The 24,494-nt window shown below is 55.9% G+C and carries 17 protein-coding genes and 1 rRNA gene; 5 read left to right on the top strand and 13 right to left on the bottom strand.

Translation table 11 applies throughout. The features are described 5' to 3' along the window. Nucleotides 1–321 precede the first annotated feature (321 nt). Nucleotides 322–1,971, bottom strand: coding sequence for a glucose-6-phosphate isomerase (gene pgi, locus F0319_RS13790; protein WP_149367203.1), 1,650 nt, complete (start codon nt 1,969–1,971; stop codon nt 322–324). 374 nt (nt 1,972–2,345) lie between these two features. On the opposite strand from pgi, the gene lysC reads away from it, so the two are divergent. Beyond that, nucleotides 2,346–3,695, top strand: coding sequence for a lysine-sensitive aspartokinase 3 (gene lysC / locus F0319_RS13785; protein ID WP_111965816.1), 1,350 nt, complete (start codon nt 2,346–2,348; stop codon nt 3,693–3,695). 41 nt (nt 3,696–3,736) lie between these two features. On the opposite strand, the gene F0319_RS13780 is transcribed toward lysC, so the two are convergent. The 3 genes from F0319_RS13780 to F0319_RS13770 are packed head-to-tail and all read right to left on the bottom strand — an operon-like array spanning nt 3,737 to nt 6,888. After that, nucleotides 3,737–4,525 carry a nucleotidyltransferase domain-containing protein gene (locus F0319_RS13780; protein WP_149367202.1) on the bottom strand — a complete coding sequence of 263 codons (789 nt, stop codon included), beginning with the start codon at nt 4,523–4,525 and terminating at the stop codon, nt 3,737–3,739. Nucleotides 4,526–4,529: 4 nt separating this feature from the next. Then, nucleotides 4,530–5,756, bottom strand: a complete 1,227-nt coding sequence (locus F0319_RS13775) for an RtcB family protein (protein ID WP_111965814.1) — start codon at nt 5,754–5,756, stop codon at nt 4,530–4,532. 4 nt (nt 5,757–5,760) lie between these two features. Then, a complete protein-coding gene (locus F0319_RS13770; protein ID WP_111965813.1) occupies nt 5,761–6,888 on the bottom strand; it encodes a slipin family protein in 1,128 nt (375 codons plus the stop codon). A 441-nt stretch (nt 6,889–7,329) separates the two neighbouring features. Here F0319_RS13770 and rtcR point away from each other — a divergent pair, with 441 nt between their 5' ends. From rtcR to F0319_RS13755, 3 genes are all read left to right on the top strand, one after another. Next, nucleotides 7,330–8,904 (top strand): RNA repair transcriptional activator RtcR, encoded by a 1,575-nt coding sequence (gene rtcR, locus F0319_RS13765; protein WP_149367201.1) that lies wholly within the window; start codon nt 7,330–7,332, stop codon nt 8,902–8,904. 105 nt (nt 8,905–9,009) lie between these two features. Continuing rightward, on the top strand, nt 9,010–9,954 hold the full coding sequence (panS, locus tag F0319_RS13760) for a ketopantoate/pantoate/pantothenate transporter PanS (protein ID WP_149367200.1): 945 nt from the start codon (nt 9,010–9,012) through the stop codon (nt 9,952–9,954). A gap of 50 nt (nt 9,955–10,004) precedes the next feature. After that, entirely contained in the window at nt 10,005–10,277 is a 273-nt protein-coding gene (locus tag F0319_RS13755) for a YjbD family protein (RefSeq protein WP_023309994.1), read from the top strand. Here the strand turns inward: F0319_RS13755 and rluF are convergent, their stop codons facing one another. From rluF to metH, 4 genes are all read right to left on the bottom strand, one after another. Beyond that, nucleotides 10,278–11,150, bottom strand: coding sequence for a 23S rRNA pseudouridine(2604) synthase RluF (gene rluF / locus F0319_RS13750; protein ID WP_149367199.1), 873 nt, complete (start codon nt 11,148–11,150; stop codon nt 10,278–10,280). A 167-nt stretch (nt 11,151–11,317) separates the two neighbouring features. Then, nucleotides 11,318–11,488 carry a type II toxin-antitoxin system CcdA family antitoxin gene (locus F0319_RS13740; RefSeq protein ID WP_376708935.1) on the bottom strand — a complete coding sequence of 57 codons (171 nt, stop codon included), beginning with the start codon at nt 11,486–11,488 and terminating at the stop codon, nt 11,318–11,320. Between the two features lie 81 nt (nt 11,489–11,569). Then, nucleotides 11,570–13,201 carry a Na/Pi cotransporter family protein gene (locus F0319_RS13735; protein WP_111965810.1) on the bottom strand — a complete coding sequence of 544 codons (1,632 nt, stop codon included), beginning with the start codon at nt 13,199–13,201 and terminating at the stop codon, nt 11,570–11,572. A 116-nt stretch (nt 13,202–13,317) separates the two neighbouring features. Then, the gene (gene metH, locus F0319_RS13730) at nt 13,318–17,001 is read right to left on the bottom strand and encodes a methionine synthase (protein ID WP_149367198.1); all 3,684 of its coding nucleotides are present in this window, start codon (nt 16,999–17,001) and stop codon (nt 13,318–13,320) included. Nucleotides 17,002–17,194: 193 nt separating this feature from the next. On the opposite strand from metH, the gene iclR reads away from it, so the two are divergent. Then, nucleotides 17,195–18,022 carry a glyoxylate bypass operon transcriptional repressor IclR gene (gene iclR / locus F0319_RS13725; RefSeq protein WP_127729219.1) on the top strand — a complete coding sequence of 276 codons (828 nt, stop codon included), beginning with the start codon at nt 17,195–17,197 and terminating at the stop codon, nt 18,020–18,022. Between the two features lie 68 nt (nt 18,023–18,090). Here iclR and aceK read toward each other — a convergent pair whose 3' ends face one another. From aceK to rrf, 5 genes are all read right to left on the bottom strand, one after another. Continuing rightward, nucleotides 18,091–19,830 carry a bifunctional isocitrate dehydrogenase kinase/phosphatase gene (gene aceK, locus F0319_RS13720; protein WP_149367197.1) on the bottom strand — a complete coding sequence of 580 codons (1,740 nt, stop codon included), beginning with the start codon at nt 19,828–19,830 and terminating at the stop codon, nt 18,091–18,093. A gap of 51 nt (nt 19,831–19,881) precedes the next feature. Further along, nucleotides 19,882–21,186: an isocitrate lyase gene (gene aceA, locus F0319_RS13715; protein WP_024906665.1), complete on the bottom strand. Its 1,305-nt coding sequence runs from the start codon at nt 21,184–21,186 to the stop codon at nt 19,882–19,884. Between the two features lie 31 nt (nt 21,187–21,217). After that, entirely contained in the window at nt 21,218–22,819 is a 1,602-nt protein-coding gene (gene aceB, locus F0319_RS13710; RefSeq protein ID WP_149367196.1) for a malate synthase A, read from the bottom strand. Nucleotides 22,820–23,089: 270 nt separating this feature from the next. Further along, on the bottom strand, nt 23,090–24,019 hold the full coding sequence (metA, locus tag F0319_RS13705; protein ID WP_008503405.1) for a homoserine O-acetyltransferase MetA: 930 nt from the start codon (nt 24,017–24,019) through the stop codon (nt 23,090–23,092). Between the two features lie 223 nt (nt 24,020–24,242). Next, nucleotides 24,243–24,358: ribosomal RNA gene (rrf, locus tag F0319_RS13700) — 5S ribosomal RNA — on the bottom strand. Between the last annotated feature and the right edge of the window lie 136 nt (nt 24,359–24,494).

Raw genomic sequence — 24,494 nt, 5'->3', positions numbered from 1 at the left:
TTCAGGCGGAATCGAGTATACACAACTCATGCCGTGGGTTTGCCGTAAGGGGAAATAGGGGGCGGGTTTTCGGAATAATGGTTAAAATGGAAATGAAGGACAAACCCAAAAAATATAAAACAAATACAAATCAAATTCTTATAATATATTTACATTATCTTATTTCTGCGTATTTTCTTAAAATAAACCGCAGCAATTAACGGGTTAAGCGTCTTTTTCGGATTAAACTCAGATCCAGAATTTGAGTTAACTAACAGACATCAGGAATTATCCGATAAAAAAATGCCGGCATTAAGCCGGCACGTTTTCATGTCGTTTTAATTACGCACGCCATGCTTTATAACGGTTGATCAAACCATTTGTCGAGCTGTCATGGCTGGTAATCGCTTTATCGTCACCCAGCTCTGGCAGAATACGGTTTGCCAGCTGTTTGCCCAGCTCAACGCCCCACTGGTCAAAGGTGAAGATGTTCAGGATCGCGCCCTGCGTGAAGATTTTGTGCTCGTACAGGGCAATCAGCGCGCCCAGGCTGAACGGCGTGATTTCGCGCAGCAGGATGGAGTTGGTTGGACGGTTGCCTTCGAACACCTTGAACGGCACCACGTGGTCCAGCGTTGCCGGATCTTTACCCTGGTCGCGGTATTCCTGCTCTACCACCTCGCGGGATTTACCGAACGCCAGCGCTTCGGTCTGGGCGAAGAAGTTGGACAGCAGCTTCGGATGGTGGTCGGACAACGGGTTATGGGTGATAGCCGGGGCGATGAAATCGCACGGTACCATTTTGGTGCCCTGGTGAATCAGCTGGTAGAAAGCATGCTGACCGTTAGTGCCCGGCTCGCCCCAGATAATTGGGCCAGTCTGGTAGTCCACCGCGTTGCCGTTACGGTCAACGTACTTACCGTTGGATTCCATGTTGCCCTGCTGGAAGTAAGCCGCAAAGCGGTGCATGTACTGGTCGTACGGCAGGATCGCTTCGGTTTCAGCGCCGAAGAAGTTGTTGTACCAGATCCCGATCAGCGCCAGCAGCACCGGCAGGTTTTTCTCAGGCGCGGTGGTGGAGAAGTGTTTGTCCATCGCGTGCGCGCCGGAGAGCAGCTCAACGAAGTTGTCGAAGCCCACGGACAGGATGATGGACAGCCCAATCGCTGACCACAGGGAGTAGCGGCCGCCAACCCAGTCCCAGAACTCGAACATGTTCGCGGTGTCGATACCGAACTCGCTGACGGCTTTACCGTTGGTAGAAAGCGCCGCGAAGTGTTTCGCCACGTGCTTGTTGTCGCCAGCGGTTTTCAGGAACCAGTCTCGCGCGCTGTGGGCGTTGGTCATGGTTTCCTGAGTGGTAAAGGTTTTAGACGCAACCAGGAACAGGGTGGTTTCCGGGTTCACGTTTTTCAGCACTTCGGCGATGTGAGTACCATCGACGTTAGACACAAAGTGCATGTTGAGGTGGTTTTTATACGGACGCAGCGCTTCGGTCACCATGAACGGGCCGAGGTCAGAACCGCCGATACCGATGTTAACCACGTCGGTGATCGGTTTGCCGGTGTAGCCTTTCCAGCTACCGGAGATAATCGCTTCGGAGAACGCTTTCATCTTTTCGAGCACCGCGTTCACTTCCGGCATGACGTCTTTGCCGTCAACGATGATTGGCGTATTGCTACGGTTACGCAGGGCCACGTGCAGCACGGCACGGTCTTCGGTGCGGTTGATCTTCTCGCCGGAGAACATGGATTTGATGGCGTCTGCAAGCTCAGTCTCTTTTGCCAGATCCTGCAGTTTTGCCAGCGTCTCTTCGGTAATGCGGTTTTTAGAAAAATCCACCAGCATCAGGTCGTCGAAGGTCGCGGAGAACTTGTTGAAACGATCGGCATCTTTCGCGAAAAGATCCGCGATGGTGACGTCTTTCATTTCATCATAATGTTTCTGGAGTGCCTGCCAGGCAGCGGTCTGCGTTGGGTTGATGTTTTTCATTAGCAATACTCTTCTGATTTGAGAATTGTGACTGCGGTCGATTGTAGCGCCTGCAAATAAAAATTGTGATGGTTTTTATGCCATTGCCCTGGCCTGCATCAAACACAGGTGAAAAGACCCGAAAAGTATAGCTGCTGAAGCGCCCTCCCGGAGCGGAGAAATGTCGGTCAAAATGCCCTAAAACGGAGCATAAAATCTGGCCCTGTTATAAGTCCTGTTTCTCAGGGGTACCCCCCCATAAAAAATCCGCATAATCCCAGCATTGACAGGACCTCCCCCGCATTTTATTTATAGGGCCGTATTTTGCGCCTGCACCTGTTTTCGTTTCACTCTTGTGCCAAGGTCGCTTATTCATTCCCTGACACGAGGTTGTTATGACGAGTTTTGTGGTCGCCAAATTTGGCGGCACCAGTGTGGCCGATTACGATGCCATGAACCGCAGCGCCGATGTGGTGCTGGCCGATCCGAATACCCGCCTGGTGGTGCTGTCTGCCTCCGCCGGCGTGACGAACCTGCTGGTTTCTCTGTCTGAAGGACTGGAAGCGACAGAACGTTTCGTGAAGCTGGATGCACTGCGCAAAATTCAGTTCGACATTCTTGAACGTCTGCAGAACCCTAACGTCATCCGCGAGGAAGTGGAACGTCTGCTGGAAAATATCACTACCCTGGCAGAAGCGGCTTCTCTGGCAACCTCCACCGCCCTGACCGACGAGCTGGTCAGCCACGGTGAGCTGATGTCCACCCTGCTGTTTGTTGAAATCATGCGCGAGCGTAACGTTCAGGCGCAGTGGTTTGACGTGCGCAAAATCATGCGTACCAGCGACCGCTTTGGCCGCGCCGAGCCGGACGTTGAGGCGCTGGCGGAACTGACCAATCAGCAGCTGGCCCCGCGTCTGGCAGACGGCATCGTGGTCACCCAGGGTTTTATCGGCAGCGAAGCGAAGGGCCGCACCACCACGCTTGGCCGTGGCGGCAGCGACTACACCGCAGCGCTACTGGGCGAGGCCCTGCATGCCACGCGCGTGGATATCTGGACTGACGTTCCGGGCATTTACACCACCGACCCGCGCGTCGTTTCCGCGGCGAAACGTATTGATGTGATCGCCTTTGAAGAAGCGGCGGAAATGGCCACCTTCGGCGCGAAAGTGCTGCACCCGGCCACGCTGCTGCCTGCCGTACGCAGCGATATCCCGGTCTTCGTCGGCTCCAGTAAAGATCCAAAAGCGGGCGGCACGCTGGTCTGCAAGAAAACGGAAAACCCGCCGCTGTTCCGCGCCCTGGCCCTGCGCCGTCGCCAGACGCTGGTGACCCTCCACAGCCACAATATGCTGCACTCCCGAGGTTTCCTGGCGGAAGTGTTTGGCATTCTGGCACGCCACAATATCTCCGTGGATCTGATCACCACCTCGGAAGTGAGCATTGCGCTGACGCTGGACACCACCGGTTCAACCTCAACCGGTGATACCCTGCTGACGCAGTCGCTGCTGATTGAGCTGTCTGAGCTGTGCCGCGTGGAAGTGGAAGAAGACCTGGCGCTGGTTGCCATCATCGGCAACAAGCTGTCGCGCGCCTGCGGCGTGGGCAAAGAGGTATTTGGCGTGCTCGACCCGTTCAACATCCGCATGATTTGCTACGGTGCGTCCAGCTATAACCTCTGCTTCCTGGTGCCAGCCGATCAGGCCGAGCAGGTCGTGCAGAAACTTCATCAGAATTTGTTTGAATAAGCGCAAGAGTGGCCCGGGCGTTTTCACTACCGGGCCATTCTTTAGCTTTTCATTACTGTTCTCATCAGCAGCGAATCCAGATCTTTTAAATTTCCTTCTCTGCTGTCGGGTAGTACCGGCGGCACTTCTCCTCTCACCAGCTCACTTTGCAAAAAAGCGTGGAGTAAGGGCCGTTTAGGACCATATTCCGCTTCACCTGCGCGCTGTTTTATTTCCAGTAATGCATCGATTTCCGCACGTAACGGCGCGCACAGTTCGCTCCCGGCAAGCAGTTCGGCAAAACGCATCGGTGGAACGTCTTTCCCCGCTTCTACCCACCGCGCCGCCAGCAAAGGGCGCAGAACATAAAAGTACTTTTTCAGCCGAACCGTTTCCCCCTGTAAATATCCACGGAAGTTTTTTCGGGACATTGAGTAGTAATGCCAGCGGGCGCGCAATGGCGAAAACCACGCAGGTATCAGCGCACGCAACTCGGCCACTACCGTCTCATCCTCCTGATAAACAACAGGGGAATCTAGCCACTCGATAAGCGTCGGGTTTGCCCCCTTCAGCAGGCCCAGTGCCTTGCGCCATTCCCAGCCACAAACGTCCAGTTCATCATCTATCGGCAGCTCGATCACATCCCGCTGGGATTCGACGCGCAGATACCATTCTGGGTGGTGAACGTACAAAAACCGCACATCATAATCGCTATCCGGTGAGGCAAATCCCCATCCCCGGCTGCCCGATTCACAGGCGTAGAGCACGCGCACGTTATAGCGCTGCTCTATATCGCGAAGTTGCGCGCAGACACGTGCGCGCATCGCGCTATCAACATCGTTGTTGCTCATTTTTTTATCCTTTTACACACACTACCTGACGCAGGGTGTGAACGATCTCCACCAGCGACGATTGCGCGGCCATCACGGCGTCAATGTCTTTATAGGCCATCGGCGTTTCATCGATCACCTCATTGTCTTTGCGACACTCTACGTGAGAGGTCGCCTGAATATGGTCGCTGAGGGTATAGCGTTTTTTTGCCGCCGTTCGGCTCATCACTCGCCCGGCGCCGTGGCTGCAGGAACAGAAGCTTTGCTCGTTGCCGAGGCCACGCACGATGAAGCTCTTTGCGCCCATTGAGCCCGGAATAATCCCCATCTGCCCTTTCTGCGCCGACACCGCACCTTTGCGCGTGATCAGTACCTCTTCCCCAAAGTGATGCTCTTTCTGCACATAGTTGTGATGGCAGTTAACCGCCTCCTGCTGCGTAATAAAGGGCTTTGTCACTTCGCGAGAGAGCGCCGCCAGCACGCGCGACATCATCACTTCCCGATTGTGGCGGGCAAAATCCTGCGCCCACTCCACCGCCTCAATGTAGTCCTCATAGTGACGACTCCCCTCCTGAAAATAGGCCAGATTTTTATCCGGCAGATGTCCCAGGTGATGCTGCATATCCTGCTGTGCCAGGGCGATAAACACATTACCGATGGCGTTTCCTACGCCGCGCGAGCCGCTGTGCAACATCACCCAGACGCGCTGCTGCTCATCGAGGCAAATTTCAATAAAGTGGTTTCCGGTACCCAGCGTGCCCAGATGCTGGTAGTTGTTGGTTTTCCGCAACTGCGGGTATTTATCCGTGAGTTGTTTAAAACGTGGGGCCAACACCAACCAGCGATCGTCCACTTCTTTCGGTGGCGTTTCCCACGCGCCTTTATCCCGTCGAGAACGCATATTGGTTCTCCCATGCGGTACTGCCTGTTCAATGGCGCTACGTAAACCGCTGAGATTATCCGGCAAATCACCGGCCACCAGCGACGTGCGAACGGCAATCATCCCGCAGCCAATATCCACGCCAACCGCCGCAGGAATAATTGCCCCTTTGGTCGGAATCACGCTGCCGATGGTTGAGCCTTTACCGAGATGAACGTCGGGCATCACCGCAAGGTGTTTGAAAATAAACGGCATCTTTGCAGTATTCAGTAACTGCGCCTGTGCCTCTGGCTCCACGGGAACGCCGTGAGTCCACATTTTGATCGGGGCGCCGTTTGACGCCGTCAGTAATTCAAAATCATTCTGTTGCATTGCGTTATCCTTTCAGGTTAACAAGGCCGTGTAATACCTGGTCCAGGCCACCAAATACTGAAATTTTGTCGATACGCTCCGCGACCCTTTCCAGGGTTTCCAGCTCTTTTAAACGCAGCGCCACCGGGTTGTTCTCCATCACCTTTGCGGTGTTTAACAGCGATCGTGTCGCCGCCGTTTCTTCACGTCGGCGAATAACATTCGCCTGGGCCGATTTTTCGGCCTCTACCAGACGGGATAAAATCGTTTTCATATCACCAGGTAAAACAATATCTTTTACCCCAAGCGACGCAATTTCCATTCCAAAGGATGACAGGCGGCCTTGCACCTGTTTGCTGACCACCTCATCAATGATCTGCTTATCTTCCAGTAACTCATCGAGCGTGCGGGTGCCGACCGCCTCACGCAGTGCGAACTGGAGTTCGCGGTACAAATGTTCCAGCGGTTTCGTAAGCTGTCCGCAGGCCTGCAGCACGTCGCTGTAGCGCCAGTTAGCCGCCAGGTTCAGGCGCAGGTTAACTTTGTCCTTCGTCAGGATCTCCTGCCCGCTCACTTCCACCACCTGAAGGCGCGTATCCACTACCTCTGCCTCAACCAGATGGTTAATTTTCCAGTAAGCCGTCAGTCCCGGCGGTAACAGTGCCTGAATTTCTCCGTCGATTTTCACCACCCCGACGTGCCAGGCAGGTACCTGTACGACCAGCATCGCGTCGCGCCCCTTTAGCGCGCCATTACGACGCGGTTGCAGAGCAGCATTCATCACGTCCACCGGCACCCGCACGTCGCGGGTATCGATTCTTTGCAGGGTCAACGCCGCATCCTGCTGCCAGTACAGACGACGAGTCGAAGGCGGCACAATTTCCTGCAATACGCCGTTGTTCGATAACACCCCGATTTCATCTGCAGTAAGGTCAACCGCCAGGCAGTAACGTACCACCCAGTCAGGCTGAAAGCGGCGCAGATAATCCGCCAGCGCACCCGGCACCTCGCTGCCATCCTGGCTCACCACCAGCACGTCGTCAGTATTGAACCAACCCAGACGGTGTTCACCCGCCTCCAGTACCCGGTAATAATCGCCAGTTTTTGCTACCAGTCCTAACTGACCTTTTTTTATCGTGATTTTTTTAGCCATTTTATATTCCTTAAAGTCAGGCGCGGGTGCAGGCACGAAATCACAGGGGAATGCCTTTTCGCCTGCGATCCGGCGCCATTACCGGCGACCTTCATTGGGATTGCTGACTGCGCAATACCCGTTTTTACTTTGATGTTTACAACCAGTTTTCATTGGGAGAATGAATCGGGAATCGAACCCTTCTATCTGTCATTGTTTGACGGAACGCCCCCGGAAAACAGCCTTGCCGTTCCTGGTGCGCCGACGGGGCCTTAACCCCCAGTGTGCTCAACGTCGTGACGTTATCTGTATTGCCAGAAGCGTGCCAAAAACAAAAATCGCTGTTTTATTTTTTTATTTTATTGATAATCAATGAGTTTTATTTATCGCGCTTTTCATGCATTGCCGTTCGGCTCAACATTTCTTATCCTGCTATATCGACAATTATCTTTCTGGATAAACATGAAGAAGCGGAAGGTGGTGATCGGGGTGCTTGGCACCGTGATGGATAAACGAGGAAAGCGGGCTAATCGCTTTCGCAAATGGCGACCGACCGTCGGGCTGTGCCAACAGCCGGATTTCCCGGTCGACAGGCTGGAGCTACTACATCAACCGCGAGATCTCGGCATGGCTCAGCAACTGGCGGAAGATATTGTGCTGGTTTCCCCCCACACCGAGGTGCGTCCCAGCACGGTAATCATTGAAGACCCGTGGGATTTCGAAGAGGTTTATGCCGCGTTTCTCGATTTCGCCACCCAGTACACTTTTGATACCGATCGCGAAGAGTATTTCGTCCACATCACCACCGGCACGCATGTGGCGCAGATCTGTTGGTTCCTGCTGACGGAAGCCCGCTATCTTCCCGCCAGCCTTTTGCAGACTGGCCCTGCCAGAAAAGAAGCCTCTGCTGAGGAGACTGCAGCCGGAACTTACTCAATTATCGATCTGGATTTAAGCCGCTACACGACCCTTACCAACCGTTTTCAGCGCGAGCAGCAGCAGTCAATCTCATTTCTGAAAGCGGGTATTGAGACGCGAAATGCCACCTTTAACAGTCTGATCGACAAGATTGAACGCGTGGCGCTACGTTCAACAGCCCCGATCCTGCTGACCGGCCCCACCGGCGCGGGCAAGTCGTTCCTTGCGAACCGCATTTATCAGCTTAAGCAGTCACGCCATCAGGTTTCCGGCAAACTGGTTTCCGTCAACTGCGCGACCCTGCGCGGTGATAACGCCATGTCCACGCTGTTCGGCCATGTGAAAGGGGCCTTTACCGGCGCACTGTCGGCGCGCAGCGGCCTGCTGCGTGAAGCCGATGGCGGTGTCCTTTTCCTCGACGAGATTGCCGAACTAGGCCTGGATGAACAGGCGATGCTGCTCAAAGCCATTGAAGAGAAAACTTTTTTCCCGTTTGGCTCCGATAAAGAAGTTCACAGCGATTTTCAACTTATCGCCGGAACCCACCGTGATATGCGCCAGTGGGTGGCAGAAGGACGTTTTCGTGAAGATCTCTATGCCCGTATTAATATGTGGAGCTTTGCCTTACCCGGCCTTGCCCAACGGAAAGAAGACATCACGCCGAATGTTGACTACGAACTTCAACGTTTCTCTCGCGAAAGCCAGACGCAAATCCGCTTCGATAAAGAGGCACGCGAAGGCTATCTGGCCTTTGCCTGTTCCAGCAGAGCGCTGTGGCGGGGCAACTTTCGCGAACTGAGCGCCAGCGTCGCACGCATGGCGACGCTGGCGGAACGAGGGCGTATTACTCAGGATCTGGTGCTGGAGGAGATCTCACGTCTTCAGACCGACTGGCAAACTGACGTGACGCAGCCTGCAACTGACACGGAGATTGATCTCTTTGACCAGCGGCAACTGGAAACGGTGCTGGAGGTATGTCGCCGCAGCGCATCGTTGTCTGAAGCCGGACGTGAGCTGTTTGCCGTTTCACGGCTCAAAAAAGCCAATCCTAACGACGCCGACCGACTGCGCAAATATCTGGCTCGCTTTAGTCTGAGCTGGGAAAGCATCCGGTCATAATTCATTTGAATATTACTTCCTTACGCGATAAACAATAACTATAGCCGGGCTCGATCCCGGCTTTTTATAACAAACACACGCAACATTCATCGCAAGGAAATCATTATGTTATCCGCCATTACGCGGCTGTTCCCGTTATGGGCGCTGCTGCTCTCCGTACTCGCGTATTACACTCCCACCACGTTCACCGGTATCGGTCCATGGGTCACCACGCTGCTGATGCTGATCATGTTCGGTATGGGCGTGCATCTGAAAATCGACGACTTTAAACGCGTGCTCTCTCGCCCTGCGCCCGTCGCGGCAGGAATATTTCTGCACTATCTGGTGATGCCGCTCGCGGCGTGGCTGCTGGCGATGGCTTTTAAGATGCCGCCCGATCTCTCCGCCGGGATGGTGCTGGTGGGCAGCGTGGCCAGCGGCACGGCGTCCAACGTCATGATCTACCTCGCGAAAGGGGATGTGGCGCTCTCCGTCACTATCTCATCCGTCTCCACGCTGGTTGGCGTCGTTGCCACACCGCTGTTAACCCGCCTGTACGTGGATGCGCATATTCAGGTGGACGTGATGGGAATGCTGCTGAGCATTCTGCAAATCGTGGTGATTCCGATTGCGCTGGGGCTGGTCATTCACCACCTGTTCCCTCGCGTGGTGAAGGCCGTTGAGCCGTACCTGCCCGCATTTTCGATGGTCTGTATTCTGGCCATCATCAGCGCCGTGGTGGCGGGCTCCGCCTCACACATTGCTTCCGTAGGCTTTGTGGTGATCGTCGCGGTGGTGCTGCATAACACCATTGGTCTGCTGGGCGGCTACTGGGGCGGGAAGCTGTTTGGTTTTGACGAATCGACCTGCCGCACGCTGGCAATTGAGGTAGGCATGCAGAACTCCGGCCTGGCGGCGGCGCTCGGTAAAATTTACTTCTCGCCGCTGGCGGCCCTGCCGGGTGCGCTGTTCTCCGTCTGGCACAATCTCTCCGGCTCTCTGCTGGCGGGCTATTGGTCCGGCAAACCGATTGATGAACAAACGAAAAAAGATGCGGTGAAGCAGGGTTAATTGACTCAGCTTGCTTTACACTGAAGCCTCTCTCTCAGGAGGCTTCAGCAATGGCGACACCACGTTTGACCCAGAAAGACATGACGGAAGCCGAGCAGCGCGAACTGAAAACGCTTCTCGACCGCGCCCGCATCGCGCATGGCCGCACGCTGACCAACGCCGAAACCAATCAGGTGAAAAAAGAGTACATCGACAAGCTGATGGCGCAGCGTGATGCCGCAGCGAAAAAAGCCCGCAAGCTGAAAAAAGAGCAGGCTTATAAACCTGATGCAGAAGCGACCTTTTCCTGGTCCGCCACCACATCAACCCGTGGAAGGCGCTAATCAGCGCCCTTTCTTTTTACGCCCCGGCTGGGTAAAGCGTTTTCCGTTGCCCGGCTTGCCTCGCCCTTTATCTTCCGCCTGCGGCGCCTTCACGACCGGGCGCTTAATCGCCTGAGCTTTCGGTTTTGCTTTGGCCTTCGGCTTCGCTTCGGACGAGGAGTTCTCGATAAGCTTGAACAGCTCGATCAGCTCGTCGTCCGTTAAGTCGCGCCACTCACCCAGCGGGATGCCGGACAGGCTGACGTTCATGATGCGCGTGCGCTCAAGCTTCGTCACTTCATAACCGAAATACTCGCACATGCGGCGGATCTGGCGGTTTAAGCCCTGCACCAGGGTAATGCGGAACGCGAACGGCGCTTCTTTCTTCACCTTACACTTTTTCGTGACGGTACCGAGGATCGGCACACCGGCGCCCATGCCGCGAATAAAGTCGTCCGTGACCGGTTTATTCACCGTCACAATGTACTCTTTTTCGTGATCGTTACCGGCACGCAGGATCTTGTTGACCAGATCGCCGTGGTTGGTGAGGAAAATCAGCCCCTGAGAGTCTTTATCCAGACGGCCAATCGGGAAGATACGGCTGCTGTGGTTCACGAAATCTACGATGTTGTCCCGCTCGCCGTCTTCTGTGGTGCTGACAATCCCAACCGGTTTGTTCAACGCGATAAACACCAGGTCTTCAGCATCACGCGGTTCGATGACCTGACCATTCACTTTAACCACATCGCCAGGGACCACCTGGTCGCCGATGGTGGCGCGTTTGCCGTTAAGAAACACGTTACCTTGTTCAATGTAACGGTCAGCCTCGCGACGTGAGCAGATCCCGCTCTCGCTAATGTATTTGTTTAATCGGGTTGATTGAGTTGGCAGCATAGTTTCTCCTGTGAAGGGCGAAATATACCTTACCTTGCGGCTGACAAAAAAGTGTTAGTAACCGTTGTTCAAAAAATCGAGTGCATCCCGCAATGAAGCACGGTTTTGCGTAAGATCGGCGACACGCTCGCCTAACTCTTTTGGCGATATGCCTGCCTATTGTTCCATCAGAACGACCTCTGAAAGTCGCTAAAGGAGCCGTTTTCATCAACCCACTGGTTAATGGCCTCGATAGAAACTTTATTTTCTGCTAACCACTCTGCGCGCTGATGCGCACGAAACTGCTCCTGCAGTGCAGCCATGAGTAGTGCACATGAGCCCCCCATCGGAATGCGCATGAATTGGCGAAGTGTAGTGTGTAAATGCGCTTGATAAGGTGTCACGCCTCGCAAAAAGGTTTTGCGAGGCGCTTTCAGAAATTAATACTCATCCCGCTCGTCATCTTCATCCGGCTGTTCCATCACGCTGTAGGCCACCGCGCAGAACAACGAGTTGAGACGCTTCATATCGCCCAGCAGCCCCAGGTGGAGTGAGCTGGTCTCAATACTCTGCACGTTCTGCTGATGCAGACGCTCGACGTGGGCGTGCGAATAGCGGCGGTTCAAGATACGGAAACGATGCTTGTTGCGGCGCAGGCGGCGCGCGCTCGGCACGTCGCTGGAAAAGAAGACCAGCATCGCCAGCTTGAGGTTGCTGACCAGCTGTTCGTGCAGCGCTTCAAGCTCTTTTAAGCCTTCAACGGAGAACGCCCGGCGTGCGGCCAGCGATTTATCGGCTATCTCGCTGCCCATGCGCTCAACAATATCGGAGGCCTGCTCAAGGTTAAGCGACATCTCAATGATTTCCGCCCAGCGGCGGGACTCCTCTTCCGCCAGTTCGTCCTGCGGCATTCGCGCCAGGTAAAGCTTAATGGCGGTATAGAGCACGTTGATATCGTCCGCCAGTCTGCGCAGCTCTTTCTCCTCTCGCGGCTCGCCGTGCATCACCTTTTGCAGGCCTTCGAGCATGGTTTCCATTGCGTCGCCCATGCGCAGCGTCTCGCGCGCGGCATTCGCCAGCGCCAGTGCCGGGGTATCCAGCGCGGACGTATCCAGGTGCTTCGGCTTCAGGCGCGCATCCAGCTCCGGTTCGTCCTGAATGAGTCGTTCGCAGAAGCGGGCCATCGGCCCGGCAAAAGGCACCATCGCCAGGCAGCGCACCAGGTTGTAGAACACGTGGAAGTAGATCACCAGCTCCGCCTTCGGCAGCGGGAGGTTGTCCATCAGGTTCGCCAGCGGATGGATAAAGGGCAGGATAATCAGGCTGCCCACCAGCTTAAACAGCAGGCTACCGAGCGCCACGCGGCGGGCGGCAGCGTTGGCGGCGCTGTTATTGAGCATCGCCAGCAGGCCAGAGCCGAGGTTGGCACCTATCACCAGACACAGCGCCACCGGGAAGGAGATCGCCCCGGCGGCGGTAAGCGTGGCCGTCAGCAGCACGGCGGCCAGGCTGGAGTAGCTGACGATGGCAAACACCGCGCCAATCAGCGCGTCGAGCATGATGTCCCCGGTCAGGGAAGCGAAGATGACCTGAACGCCGTTGGCCTCGGTAATAGGGGTGACCGCCTGCACAATCAGCTCCAGCGCCAGCAGAATCAGCCCCAGGCCAATCCCTACGCGCCCTAGCTGCCCGGCGCGCGTCTGTTTGCGACCGAGGAAGAAGATAACGCCGACAAAAATCAGCAGCGGCGACAGCCAGGAGAGATCGAAGGTCAGGATACGCGCCATCAGCGCGGTCCCCACGTCGGCCCCCAGCACAATGACCAGTGCCGGAGCCAGCGCAACCAGATCCTGCGCCACAAAGGAGGTGACAAGCAGGGTTGTGGCGTTACTGCTCTGCACCAGTGCCGTTACGCCAATACCCGCGCAGAAGGCGAGCGGCTTCTTCTCAACGCTGCTGCTGAGAACGGTACGCAAGCGCGCCCCAAAAACGCGCATCACGCCGGTACGAACGATATGGGTGCCCCATACGAGCAGTGCGACTGCGGAAAGCAGGTGTAACAAGGTCAGCACGGAAGGTTTTCCTCCTTATCGTTATTCGTTTTCCATAGGTTCAGTATAAGGGTTTAAGCGTAAGAATGAGACAAGGCACCCTTGAGGTGCCCTGTTTGTTGTAAGGAAAAGTGACGTTAGTCTGCGTCGTAGCCTAAATTCGGTGCCAGCCAGCGCTCGACTTCTGATACGCTCATGCCTTTGCGCAGGGCGTAATCTTCAATCTGATCGCGCTGCAGCTGCGCCACGGCAAAGTACTTGCTGTCCGGGTGGCTGAAGTACCAGCCGGAGACGGACGCACCCGGCCACATGGCGAACGACTCGGTGAGCTTCATTCCGGTATGGGCTTCGACGTCCAGCAGTTGCCAGATAGTGCCCTTTTCGGTGTGTTCCGGACAGGCCGGATATCCCGGTGCCGGACGAATACCCTGGTAGTTTTCGCGGATCAGCTCCTCGTTGCTGAGGTTTTCATTCGCCGCGTAGCCCCAGTGCACCTTGCGCACGCGCTCGTGCAGGTACTCGGCGAAGGCTTCCGCCAGGCGGTCGGCTATCGCTTTCACCATGATTTTATTGTAATCGTCGTGCTGCGCTTCGTACGCGTCCGCCAGCGCATCTTCTTCCAGACCGCCGGTTACCGCAAAGGCGCCGATATAGTCGGCTTTTCCGCTCAGCTTCGGCGCGACAAAATCGGCCAGGCAGTAGTTGGCAAAGCCCACTTTCTCGGTTTGCTGACGCAGATGGCGGCTGACCGCCAGCACGTGGGTGCGGGTTTCATCGCGATAAATTTCGATGTCGTCACCCACGCGGTTAGCCGGGAACAGCCCTACCACGCCGCGCGGATTGAGGGTTTTCTCAGCACTCAGCGTGTCGAGCATATCGTTGGCATCTTTAAACAGGCGTTTCGCTTCTTCACCTACGACCTCATCTTCCAGGATGCGCGGATATTTGCCCGCCAGCGACCAGGTCATAAAGAACGGCGTCCAGTCGATGTAGTTGCGCAGCGTTTCTATGCTGGCGCTGACCTCCTGAACGCCCAGCCGATGCGCGACCGGCGGCGTATAGCTCGACCAGTCAAACGCCAGATCGTTATCGCGGGCCGCCTGGAGTGAAACTGGCGGGGTGCGCGGTTTCTTGCGCCCGTGCTGGATGCGAACGGTTTCGTACTCTTTGCGGGTGCGCTCAACAAACTCGTTGCGCTGGCTGTCAGAGAGCAGTGCGGAGACCACGCCCACCGTGCGCGAGGCGTTCTGAACGTAGACCGTCGGCCCGCTGTAGTTCTGCTCGATTTTCACCGCCGTGTGCGCTTTGGAGGTGGTCGCGCCGCCAATGAGCAGCGGTATGGTGAAGCCCTGACGCTCCATCTCCTTCGCCACGTTAACCATCTCGTCCAGCGACGGGGTGATCAGCCCGGAGAGGCCAATCAGATCGGCGTTCACTTCGCGCGCGGTCTTGAGGATTTTATCCGCGGGGACCATGACGCCAAGGTCGATAATCTCGTAGTTATTGCACTGCAGCACCACACCGACTATGTTCTTGCCGATGTCGTGCACGTCGCCCTTGACGGTGGCAATGACCATTTTGCCGTTGCTGGAGCCTTTCTCTTTGCTGGCCTCGATAAACGGCTCCAGGTACGCCACGGCCTGCTTCATCACTCGGGCGGATTTCACCACCTGCGGCAGGAACATTTTGCCCTCACCGAACAGATCGCCCACCACGTTCATGCCGTCCATCAGCGGCCCTTCGATCACCTCGATCGGGCGGGCTGACTGCTGACGCGCCTCTTCGGTATCCTGCTCGATAAACTCGGTGATGCCTTTTACCAGCGAATATTCCAGACGCTTTTTCACGTCCCAGGCGCGCCACTCGGCCTGCTGAACGTTGGCTGATTCATCCGATTTGCTGCCGCGGTATTTTTCCGCCAGGTCCAGCATGCGCTCGGTGGCGTCGTCGCGACGGTTAAGGATCACGTCTTCTACCGCGTCGCGCAGCTCGGCTGGCAGGTCGTCGTAAATCGCCAGCTGGCCGGCGTTGACGATCCCCATGTCCATCCCGTTGCGGATGGCGTAGTAGAGGAACACGGCGTGGATCGCTTCGCGCACCGGGTCGTTACCGCGGAACGAGAACGACACGTTCGACACGCCGCCGGAGATCAGCGCATGCGGCAGCTCGCGCTTAATGTCCTCGCACGCGCCGATAAAGTCCTGGGCGTAGTTATTGTGCTCTTCGATACCGGTCGCCACGGCGAAGATGTTCGGGTCAAAGATGATGTCTTCCGGCGGGAAGCCCACCTCTTCGGTCAGTATTTTGTACGCGCGGCGGCAAATCTCAATTTTACGCGCGCGGGTATCGGCCTGGCCCACTTCGTCAAAGGCCATCACCACCACGGCGGCACCGTAGCGGCGCACCATCTTCGCGTGGTGGATAAAGATCTCCACGCCCTCTTTCATCGAGATGGAGTTGACGATGCCTTTACCCTGAATGCACTTCAGCCCCTTCTCGATCACGTCCCACTTGGAGGAGTCGATCATGATCGGCACGCGGGCGATGTCCGGCTCACCGGCAATCAGGTTAAGGAAACGCACCATCGCCGCTTCGGCGTCGAGCATCCCCTCATCCATGTTGATATCGATAATCTGCGCGCCGTTCTCTACCTGCTGACGCGCGACGTCCAGCGCTTCGCTGTACTTCTCTTCTTTGATCAGACGTTTGAACTTAGCGGAACCGGTAACGTTCGTACGCTCGCCCACGTTCACAAACAGGCTGTCTTCGCCGATGGTCAACGGCTCAAGGCCGGAGAGACGACAGGCAACCGGAAGCTCGGGCAGCTTGCGCGGCGGCAGCCCGGCCACGGCGTTGCTCATAGCAGCGATATGTTTAGGCGTGGTGCCGCAGCAGCCGCCGACGATGTTCAGAAATCCAGACTCGGCCCACTCGCGGATTTGCGCCGCCATGGTATCGGCATCAAGATCGTATTCGCCGAAGGCGTTCGGCAGACCGGCGTTCGGGTGCGCTGTGACGTAGCATTCCGCGATGCGCGACAGCTCCTGCACGTACTGGCGCAGTTCATCTGGACCCAGCGCGCAGTTCAGGCCGAAGGAGAGCGCGTCGGCGTGGCGCAGGGAGTTATAAAACGCTTCGGTGGTCTGGCCGGACAGGGTACGGCCGGAGGCATCGGTGATGGTGCCGGAAATCATGATCGGCAGGTCAACGCCCAGCGCCTCGAACTCCTCTTTCACCGCGTAAATCGCGGCCTTGGCGTTGAGGGTGTCGAATACCGTTTCAATCAGGATCAGATCGGAACCGCCTTCCACCAGTGCTTTGGTCGATTCACGGTAGGCAGCAACCAGCTGGTCAAAGGTGATATTACGAAACGCCGGGTCGTTGACGTCCGGTGAAATCGACGCGGTGCGGTTCGTCGGGCCAAGCACCCCGGCAACGTAGCGCGGTTTATCCGGCGTGCGGGCCGTCCACTCGTCGGCGCAGGCGCGCGCCAGCTTCGCGGCTTCCAGGTTGATTTCCGCCGACAGGGATTCCATCTGGTAATCCGCCATGGCGATGGTTGTCGAGTTAAAGGTGTTGGTTTCAACGATATCCGCACCCGCTTCGAAGTAGGCGTTGTGGATATCTTTAATCACGGACGGCTTGCTGAGCACCAGCAGGTCGTTGTTCCCTTTCAGGTCGCAGGGCCAGTCGGCAAAGCGTTCGCCGCGGAAATCATCTTCACTCAGACGATACCCCTGGATCATGGTGCCCATGCCGCCGTCCAGCACCAGAATTCGTTCATTTAACTGCGCACGCAGTTGCTCTACTTTGCTGCTCACACTTGCTCCCGACAACGCTCAACAAGGCCAAAAGGCTGCGTTCCATACTGGCACAATCTCGCAGGGTGGAAAAGCCGCTCAGCGGTAACATGAGACATGTTCACCATCACTCCTCCGATCAGTCAGGATAACGGTTGCAAATTCACCAAATAAAACGAAAATGATTTCCACAATACAGAAAAAGGAGATCGTCATGGTCGCGACCGTTCCCGCTAAACGCGGCAGAAAACCTGCTGCTGCCACCACCGCACAACAGGGCGGACAGGTTCAATCGCTCACGCGCGGTTTGAAGCTGCTGGAGTGGATAGCCGAGTCGCACAGCAGCGTGGCCCTGACGGAGCTTGCCCAGCAGGCTGGCCTGCCGAACTCCACGACGCACCGTCTTCTGACCACCATGCAGCAGCTGGGCTTTGTCCGCCAGGTGGGCGAGCTGGGGCACTGGGCGGTGGGCGCGCATGCATTTATCGTTGGCAGCAGCTTCCTGCAGAGCCGCAACCTGCTGGCGATTGTTCACCCGATTCTGCGCAAGCTGATGGAGGACTCCGGCGAGACCGTAAACCTGGCGGTGCTGGACCAGAGCGACCATCAGGCGATTATCATCGACCAGGTGCAGTGCACGCAGCTGATGCGCATGTCCGCGCCGATTGGCGGCAAGCTGCCGATGCACGCCTCCGGCGCGGGAAAGGCATTTCTCTCGCAGCTGAGCGAAGAGCAGGTGACGGGCCTGCTGCACCGTAAAGGGCTACACGCCTATACCCACGCCACCCTGGTCTCGCCCGTGCATTTAAAAGAAGATCTTGCTCTGACCCGCAAGCGCGGCTATTCGTTTGACGACGAGGAGCACGCCCTCGGCCTGCGCTGTATCGCAGCCTGTATTTTTGACGAGCACCGCGAGCCGTTTGCCGCCATCTCCATCTCCGGACCGATTTCGCGCATGACCGATGACCGCGTGACCGAACTGGGTGCGCTGGTGATTAAGGCGGCGAAAGAGGTGACGCTGGCGTACGGTGGGATTCGTTAAGATTGAGTGCGGCCTGACGCCCTCACCCCGGCCCTCTCCCACAGGGAGAGGGAGAAAACATAACGCCCTTACCCTGCGAGCGAGGGAGAAAACCGGATGCAAAACCGCTGCTTACGCCGATATGCATACACATCTTCCACGTGCCCATTTTTGATCCGCGTTTGCAGCCCGCGCCAGTAGCTGGCACGGAACAGATCCTCATGCATTTCTTCGAATAGCGGCCCGATGCGCGGGTCGGCGCACAGCCAGTGGCGAAACTCTTCGGGAAAAACATCGCCCGGCGAGACGCTGTACCACGGCTCACCGGAAAGCTCATCTTCCGGGTAGCGGGGCGGTGGGATATCGCGGAAATTCACTTCAGTCATGTAGCAAATTTCGTCGTAATCGTAGAACACCACCCGCCCGTGACGGGTAACGCCGAAGTTTTTGAACAGCATATCGCCCGGGAAGATATTGGCGGCGGCAAGCTGGCGAATCGCGTTGCCGTACTCTTCAATCGCATCTCTTAAAGCCTGACCTTCGGACTGCTCCAGCCAGATATTCAGCGGCACCATGCGGCGTTCAATATAGAGATGGCTAATCACGATTTTATCACCCAAATCGGTGATTTTCGCGGGAGCTTCCTGCATTAACAGCGCCATGAGCGCCGGGTCGATCTGCTGCTTATCCAGCACAAAGTTTTCGAATTCCTGGGTATCCGCCATGCGACCGACGCGGTCGTGTTCCTTAACCAGCTGGTAGCAGGCGCGGACGTGCGCGGCGGTCATCTCTTTCTGCGGCGCGAATCTGTCTTTGATCACCTTAAATACCCGGTCGAAACCCGGCAGCGTAAACACCAGCATCACCATGCCGCGAATGCCGGGCGCTTCGATGAACTGCTCATCGGCCGTGGTGACATAGCGCAAGTATTCCCGGTAGCTTTCCGTTTTGGCGTGCTTCTGGCAACCGATGGCCATATACAGCTCTGCCGTGGTTTTACCCGGCAGGATCTCGCGCAGCCACTCCACCAGCGCGGCAGGTAACGGTGCATAGACCATAAAATAGGAGCGTGCGAAGCCAAACACGATGCTGGCCTCGGCGCCGGTGGTCAGGCAGGTATCGACAAACAGTTCCCCGTCGTCTGTACGGTGGATCGGTAACAGAAACGGCACGATGGCCGTAGGGGTAACCAGTTTACCCACCATCCAGGCAGCTTTATTGCGGTAGAAAAGCTCGTTGGCAACCTGCAAATGGCTGCGGCTGAGCACCTCCGCGCCGAAAGTTTCGTTGAGATGGGCGTGGATATACCCGATATCCCGAGTTTTATTCTCCCAGGGCAGGCGCAGCGGCAAATCCGTTAGCACGCGGTGCAGGAGCTTTTCCCATCCGCGATCGGGAAAGAAATCTTTCGCCAGTGGACGCGGAATGTTACGAAAGCGCCGCTCGGGCTGGGAGCTGAAGATAAATAACCGCTCAGGAGATAATGAGCGGTGGTCAAATAACCGGCAATAGACGGAGTTGAAAAAGCTCTCCGCAATCTCGAAGCGCGGGTAGTCGGGTAACAAATGGGTGTAATGCTCTTTTACGCGCAGTAAAAATTCCGCGTCCGGACTTTTACCGTCGGTAATACAGCGCAGCTGCTCCACCACCAGACCCACGTGGTGGTCATAAAGATGGATACGCTGCTTCATGGCCTGCTGAACCGCATGCCAGTCTGCATGTTCGAAGCGCTGCTGCGCGCCGGAGGTCACTTCAAGAAAACGACCATACTGGGCATCGAAGCCCTGCAAAATAGTTTGGGCAATCAGTAATTCCAGGCCACGTGACATATATTCCCCCTCACCACCAGCCCTCTCCCCAGGGGGGAGAGGGGGAAAAGATTAGAACTGTGCTTCTTCCGTTGAACCCGTTAAGGCGGTGACGGAGGAGGTGCCGCCCTGAATAATCGTGGTCACATTATCAAAGTAGCCGGTGCCCACTTCCTGCTGGTGAGAGACGAAGGTATAACCATCTTTGCCCGCCGCAAATTCCGGCTGCTGCACTTTCTCAACGTAGTGCTTCATGCCCTCACCCTGCGCATAGGCGTGCGCCAGGTCGAACATGTTGAACCACATGCTGTGGATGCCTGCCAGCGTAATGAACTGGTATTTGTAGCCCATGTCGGACAGCTGCTGCTGGAAGCTAGCGATGGTTTTGTCATCCAGCTTTTTCTGCCAATTGAAGGACGGCGAGCAGTTGTAGGCCAGCAGCTTGCCCGGGTACTTCGCATGAATGGCGTCGGCAAAGCGTTTTGCCAGCGCCAGATCCGGCGTAGAGGTTTCACACCAGACCAGGTCCGCGTACGGCGCGTACGCCAGACCGCGGCTGATCGCCTGCTCAATACCCGCATGGGTACGATAGAACCCTTCGCTGGTGCGCTCGCCGGTGATGAACTCGCTGTCGTACGGATCGCAGTCAGAGGTGATCAGGTCAGCCGCGTCCGCATCGGTACGGGCAATGACCAGCGTCGGCACGCCGAGCACGTCAGCAGCCAGACGCGCGGCAACCAGCTTCTGAACCGCTTCCTGTGTAGGAACCAGCACCTTACCGCCCATATGTCCACACTTCTTCACTGACGCCAGCTGGTCTTCGAAGTGAACGGCCGCTGCACCGGCTTCAATCATCGATTTCATCAGCTCAAAGGCGTTCAGCACGCCGCCGAAGCCCGCTTCCGCATCCGCAACGATCGGCAGGAAGTAGTCAATAAAGCGCGGATCGCCAGGTTCGATGCCCGCTGCCCACTGGATCTGATCCGCACGGCGGAAGGTGTTGTTGATCCGATCCACGACCGACGGCACGGAGTTAGCCGGATAGAGCGACTGATCCGGGTACATGCTTGAGGCAAGATTGGCGTCCGCCGCGACCTGCCAGCCGGAGAGGTAAATAGCCTCAATGCCCGCCTTCGCCTGCTGCAGGGCCTGACCGCCGGTCAGCGCGCCGAGGCTGTTGATGTAGCCTTTTTTGGAACCGCCGTGCAGCAGCTTCCACATTTTCGCCGCGCCATTTTGCGCCAGCGTGCATTCCGGATTGACCGAGCCGCGTAATTTCACCACTTCCTCAGCGCTGTAAGGACGGCGGATGCCTTCCCAGCGAGGTTGTGTCCACTCTTTCTTCAATTCTTCGATTTGTTGGGTACGGGTTTTCATGTGCAGATGCTCCATATTGTTATGTGGTGGATTACGCCAGGAAGCGGTAGCCCGGCAGGGTCAGGAAGTCGATTAAGTCATCTGATGTGGTGATTTGCTCCATCAGGCGCGCGGCGTCGTCAAAGCGTCCGCTGCTGAAGCGGTGTTCGCCCAGCTCGTCCTGGATCACCCGCATCTCTTCGGCGAGCATCTGGCGGAACAGGGTCTTGGTTACCGGTTTGCCGTTGCTGAGCGTTTTTTGATGGTGGATCCACTGCCAGATAGAGGTTCGTGAGATCTCCGCCGTCGCGGCATCTTCCATCAGGCCGTAGATCGGCACGCAGCCGTTGCCGGAGATCCACGCTTCGATGTACTGCACCGCAACGCGGATATTGGCCCGCATCCCCTCTTCCGTCCGTTCGCCCGCGCACGGGGCCAGCAGCTGTTCTTCAGCCGTTGGGGCATCGTCTTCACGTGTGACAAACAGCTGGTTTTTGTTGTCACCGAGGACGCGGTTGAAGACCTCCATTGCCGTATCGGCCAGGCCGGGATGCGCAATCCACGTGCCGTCGTGACCGTTACGGGCTTCAAGCTCTTTATCGGCTTTCACCTTGTTGAGCACCTGATTGTTGCGCTCTGCGTCTTTGCTTGGGATAAAAGCCGCCATGCCGCCCATCGCAAAGGCGCCGCGCTTGTGGCAGGTTTTGATCAGCAGACGCGAGTAGGCGCTCAGGAACGGTTTATCCATGGTCACGACCTGGCGATCCGGAAGCACGCGATCGGGATAGTTTTTCAGGGTTTTGATGTAGCTGAAAATATAGTCCCAGCGTCCGCAGTTCAGACCGACAATGTGGTCACGCAGGGCGTGCAGAATTTCATTCATCTGGAATACGGCAGGCAGCGTTTCAATCAGTAGGGTAGCTTTGATGGTGCCGCGCGGCAGATTGAAACGATCTTCCGCGTAGCTGAAGACCTCGCTCCACCAGGCTGCTTCCTGCCAGGCCTGCGTTTTAGGCAGATAGAAATACGGGCCGCTGCCCTTCGCCAGCAGGGCTTTATAGTTGTGGAAGAAATAGAGCGCGAAATCAAACAGGCTGCCCGGAATGGCTTCCCCACGCCAGGTGACATGTTTTTCAGGCAGGTGCAGGCCGCGCACGCGGCAGATCAGCACCGCCGGGTTCGGTTTGAGCTGGTAAATTTTACCGGCTTCGTTGGTATAGCTGATGGTGCCGTTCACGGCGTCGCGCAGGTTGATCTGCCCCTCGATGACCTTACGCCAGTCCGGCGCCAGGGAATCTTCAAAATCGGCCATGAAGACCTTAACGTTCGCGTTCATGGCGTTGATCACCATTTTTCGCTCTACCGGACCGGTGATCTCAACGCGACGATCCTGTAAATCTTCAGGGATGCCGCGGATTTTCCACTCGCCACGGCGAATGGAAGCGGTTTCCGAAATAAAACCAGGCAACTTGCCGTTATCAATTTCCTGCTGCTGATGAATGCGTGCCGCCAGCAGCTTATTACGCTGCGGCGTAAAGCGGGTCACCAGTTCAGTCAGAAATTCTACCGCTTCTGCCGTCAATACCTGCTGTTCTTGCTCACCATACGGCTGGGTAAAGGCCAGTTCATCGACCGTCGTTGCCTGTTGAGTCATTACTCTGCTCCTCATCAAAGATCCAAAATCACGCTCCCGATGCGAACGAAAGATCGTTGGGTAGTTTTCGCTCAGCAGAATTAAGACTATCTCTATTTCTTCTAAAATCAAAAACAATTTCCATTTTAATTATAAATGGTTATTAATTTATTGATTTTATTAAGATTAAAGTTTTGCAGCGTGGTGAGTTATATTTCGGAAATAAAAAAGGCACCCGAAGGTGCCTGATTTGAATAGCTGAAACGCTTTAGGATCGTTTAGTGCAGACGATTACTCCAGCGTTGGATTCATGTGACGCAGATCGTATGGTGTTATCTGGTAGACGTAATAGTTGAGCCAGTTAGTAAAAAGCAAATTCCCGTGGCTGCGCCAGGTAGCTCTCGGTTTGTTTTGTGGATCGTCTTTCGGGAAATAGTTGTACGGGACATCCGGGTTAAGACCCGCTTCGACATCACGGAAATACTCTGACGCAAGGGTGTGCGGATCGTACTCAGGATGTCCGGTCACAAAGGCAATGCGCTTATCTTTACTGGCAAACAGGTAAGCGTCCCCATCTTCCGTTTCGGCCAGGATCTCCAGATCGGTGTAATCACGAATCAGCTGGGCCGGGAAGTCAGCGTAGCGAGAATGCGGAGCCAGGAAAGAATCATCAAACCCGCGCGTCAGCAACGCATGGGGATGGAGAATATGGTGTTCGTATACGCCGGAGAGCTTTTCAGTGCGGGTTTGCTTGGGGATGCCATACAGAATATTCAGTGCGGCTTGTACCGCCCAACAGACAAACAGCGTGGACGTGACGTGATCTTTTGCCCATTCCAGCACCTGTTTGATCTGCGGCCAGTAAGCGACATCGTTAAATTCCACCAGGCCGAGCGGGGCGCCGGTCACAATCAATCCATCAAAATTTTCACCCTGAATGTCATCAAAGTTGCAGTAGAAGTTGTTCAGGTGCTCAGAAGGCGTGTTGCGAGACTCACGGGCATCGATCCGCAGCAGCTGAATATCAACCTGCAGCGGGGAGTTCGACAGCAGACGCAGGAACTGATTTTCTGTTTCGATCTTCTTCGGCATCAGATTGAGAATAAGCACCTTCAGCGGGCGAATTTCCTGACCTGTCGCACGTGAAGTCGTCATGACAAAGACATTTTCTTCACGCAAGAAATTGACGGCTGGTAGCTCGTCCTGCACCCGAATCGGCATAGCTTTATATCCTCACAGCATACGTATAAACGTTTAGACATCCAGATAGCTAACGATACCCAGAAACGGTTTGAATGTCGAGTCTGCAAGCGGAAGGTGAGAAAGTTTCAAGGAGAGAATGGTACGGTTTGATGCCCTCACCCCGTCTCTCTCCCACAGGGAGAGGGTGAAAAACAAAAGCAAAAAACCCCGCACCTTTCGGTACGGGGTTCTTATGTTTGATGCCTGGCAGTTCCCTACTCTCACATGGGGAGACCCCACACTACCATCGGCGCTACGGCGTTTCACTTCTGAGTTCGGCATGGGGTCAGGTGGGACCACCGCGCTAAAGCCGCCAGGCAAATTCTGTTAATCTGTATCAGGCTGAAATTGATTGTTCTGTCTCTTCGCCAAAACACCTTCGGCGTTGTAAGGTTAAGCCTCACGGTTCATTAGTATCGGTTAGCTCAACGCATCGCTGCGCTTACACACCCGA

The sequence above is a fragment of the Enterobacter vonholyi genome, assembly GCF_008364555.1.
Taxonomy (GTDB): Bacteria; Pseudomonadota; Gammaproteobacteria; order Enterobacterales; family Enterobacteriaceae; genus Enterobacter; species Enterobacter vonholyi.
This window is presented reverse-complemented; position numbering and strand designations above follow the sequence as displayed.

Coding starts and splice junctions, on each gene's coding strand:
- pgi (WP_149367203.1), bottom strand. CDS start 1,971: ATGAAAAACATCAACCCAACGCAGACCGCTGCCTGGCAGGCACTCCAG.
- lysC (WP_111965816.1), top strand. CDS start 2,346: ATGACGAGTTTTGTGGTCGCCAAATTTGGCGGCACCAGTGTGGCCGAT.
- F0319_RS13780 (WP_149367202.1), bottom strand. CDS start 4,525: ATGAGCAACAACGATGTTGATAGCGCGATGCGCGCACGTGTCTGCGCG.
- F0319_RS13775 (WP_111965814.1), bottom strand. CDS start 5,756: ATGCAACAGAATGATTTTGAATTACTGACGGCGTCAAACGGCGCCCCG.
- F0319_RS13770 (WP_111965813.1), bottom strand. CDS start 6,888: ATGGCTAAAAAAATCACGATAAAAAAAGGTCAGTTAGGACTGGTAGCA.
- rtcR (WP_149367201.1), top strand. CDS start 7,330: ATGAAGAAGCGGAAGGTGGTGATCGGGGTGCTTGGCACCGTGATGGAT.
- panS (WP_149367200.1), top strand. CDS start 9,010: ATGTTATCCGCCATTACGCGGCTGTTCCCGTTATGGGCGCTGCTGCTC.
- F0319_RS13755 (WP_023309994.1), top strand. CDS start 10,005: ATGGCGACACCACGTTTGACCCAGAAAGACATGACGGAAGCCGAGCAG.
- rluF (WP_149367199.1), bottom strand. CDS start 11,150: ATGCTGCCAACTCAATCAACCCGATTAAACAAATACATTAGCGAGAGC.
- F0319_RS13740 (WP_376708935.1), bottom strand. CDS start 11,488: ATGCGCATTCCGATGGGGGGCTCATGTGCACTACTCATGGCTGCACTG.
- iclR (WP_127729219.1), top strand. CDS start 17,195: ATGGTCGCGACCGTTCCCGCTAAACGCGGCAGAAAACCTGCTGCTGCC.
- aceK (WP_149367197.1), bottom strand. CDS start 19,830: ATGTCACGTGGCCTGGAATTACTGATTGCCCAAACTATTTTGCAGGGC.
- aceA (WP_024906665.1), bottom strand. CDS start 21,186: ATGAAAACCCGTACCCAACAAATCGAAGAATTGAAGAAAGAGTGGACA.
- aceB (WP_149367196.1), bottom strand. CDS start 22,819: ATGACTCAACAGGCAACGACGGTCGATGAACTGGCCTTTACCCAGCCG.
- metA (WP_008503405.1), bottom strand. CDS start 24,019: ATGCCGATTCGGGTGCAGGACGAGCTACCAGCCGTCAATTTCTTGCGT.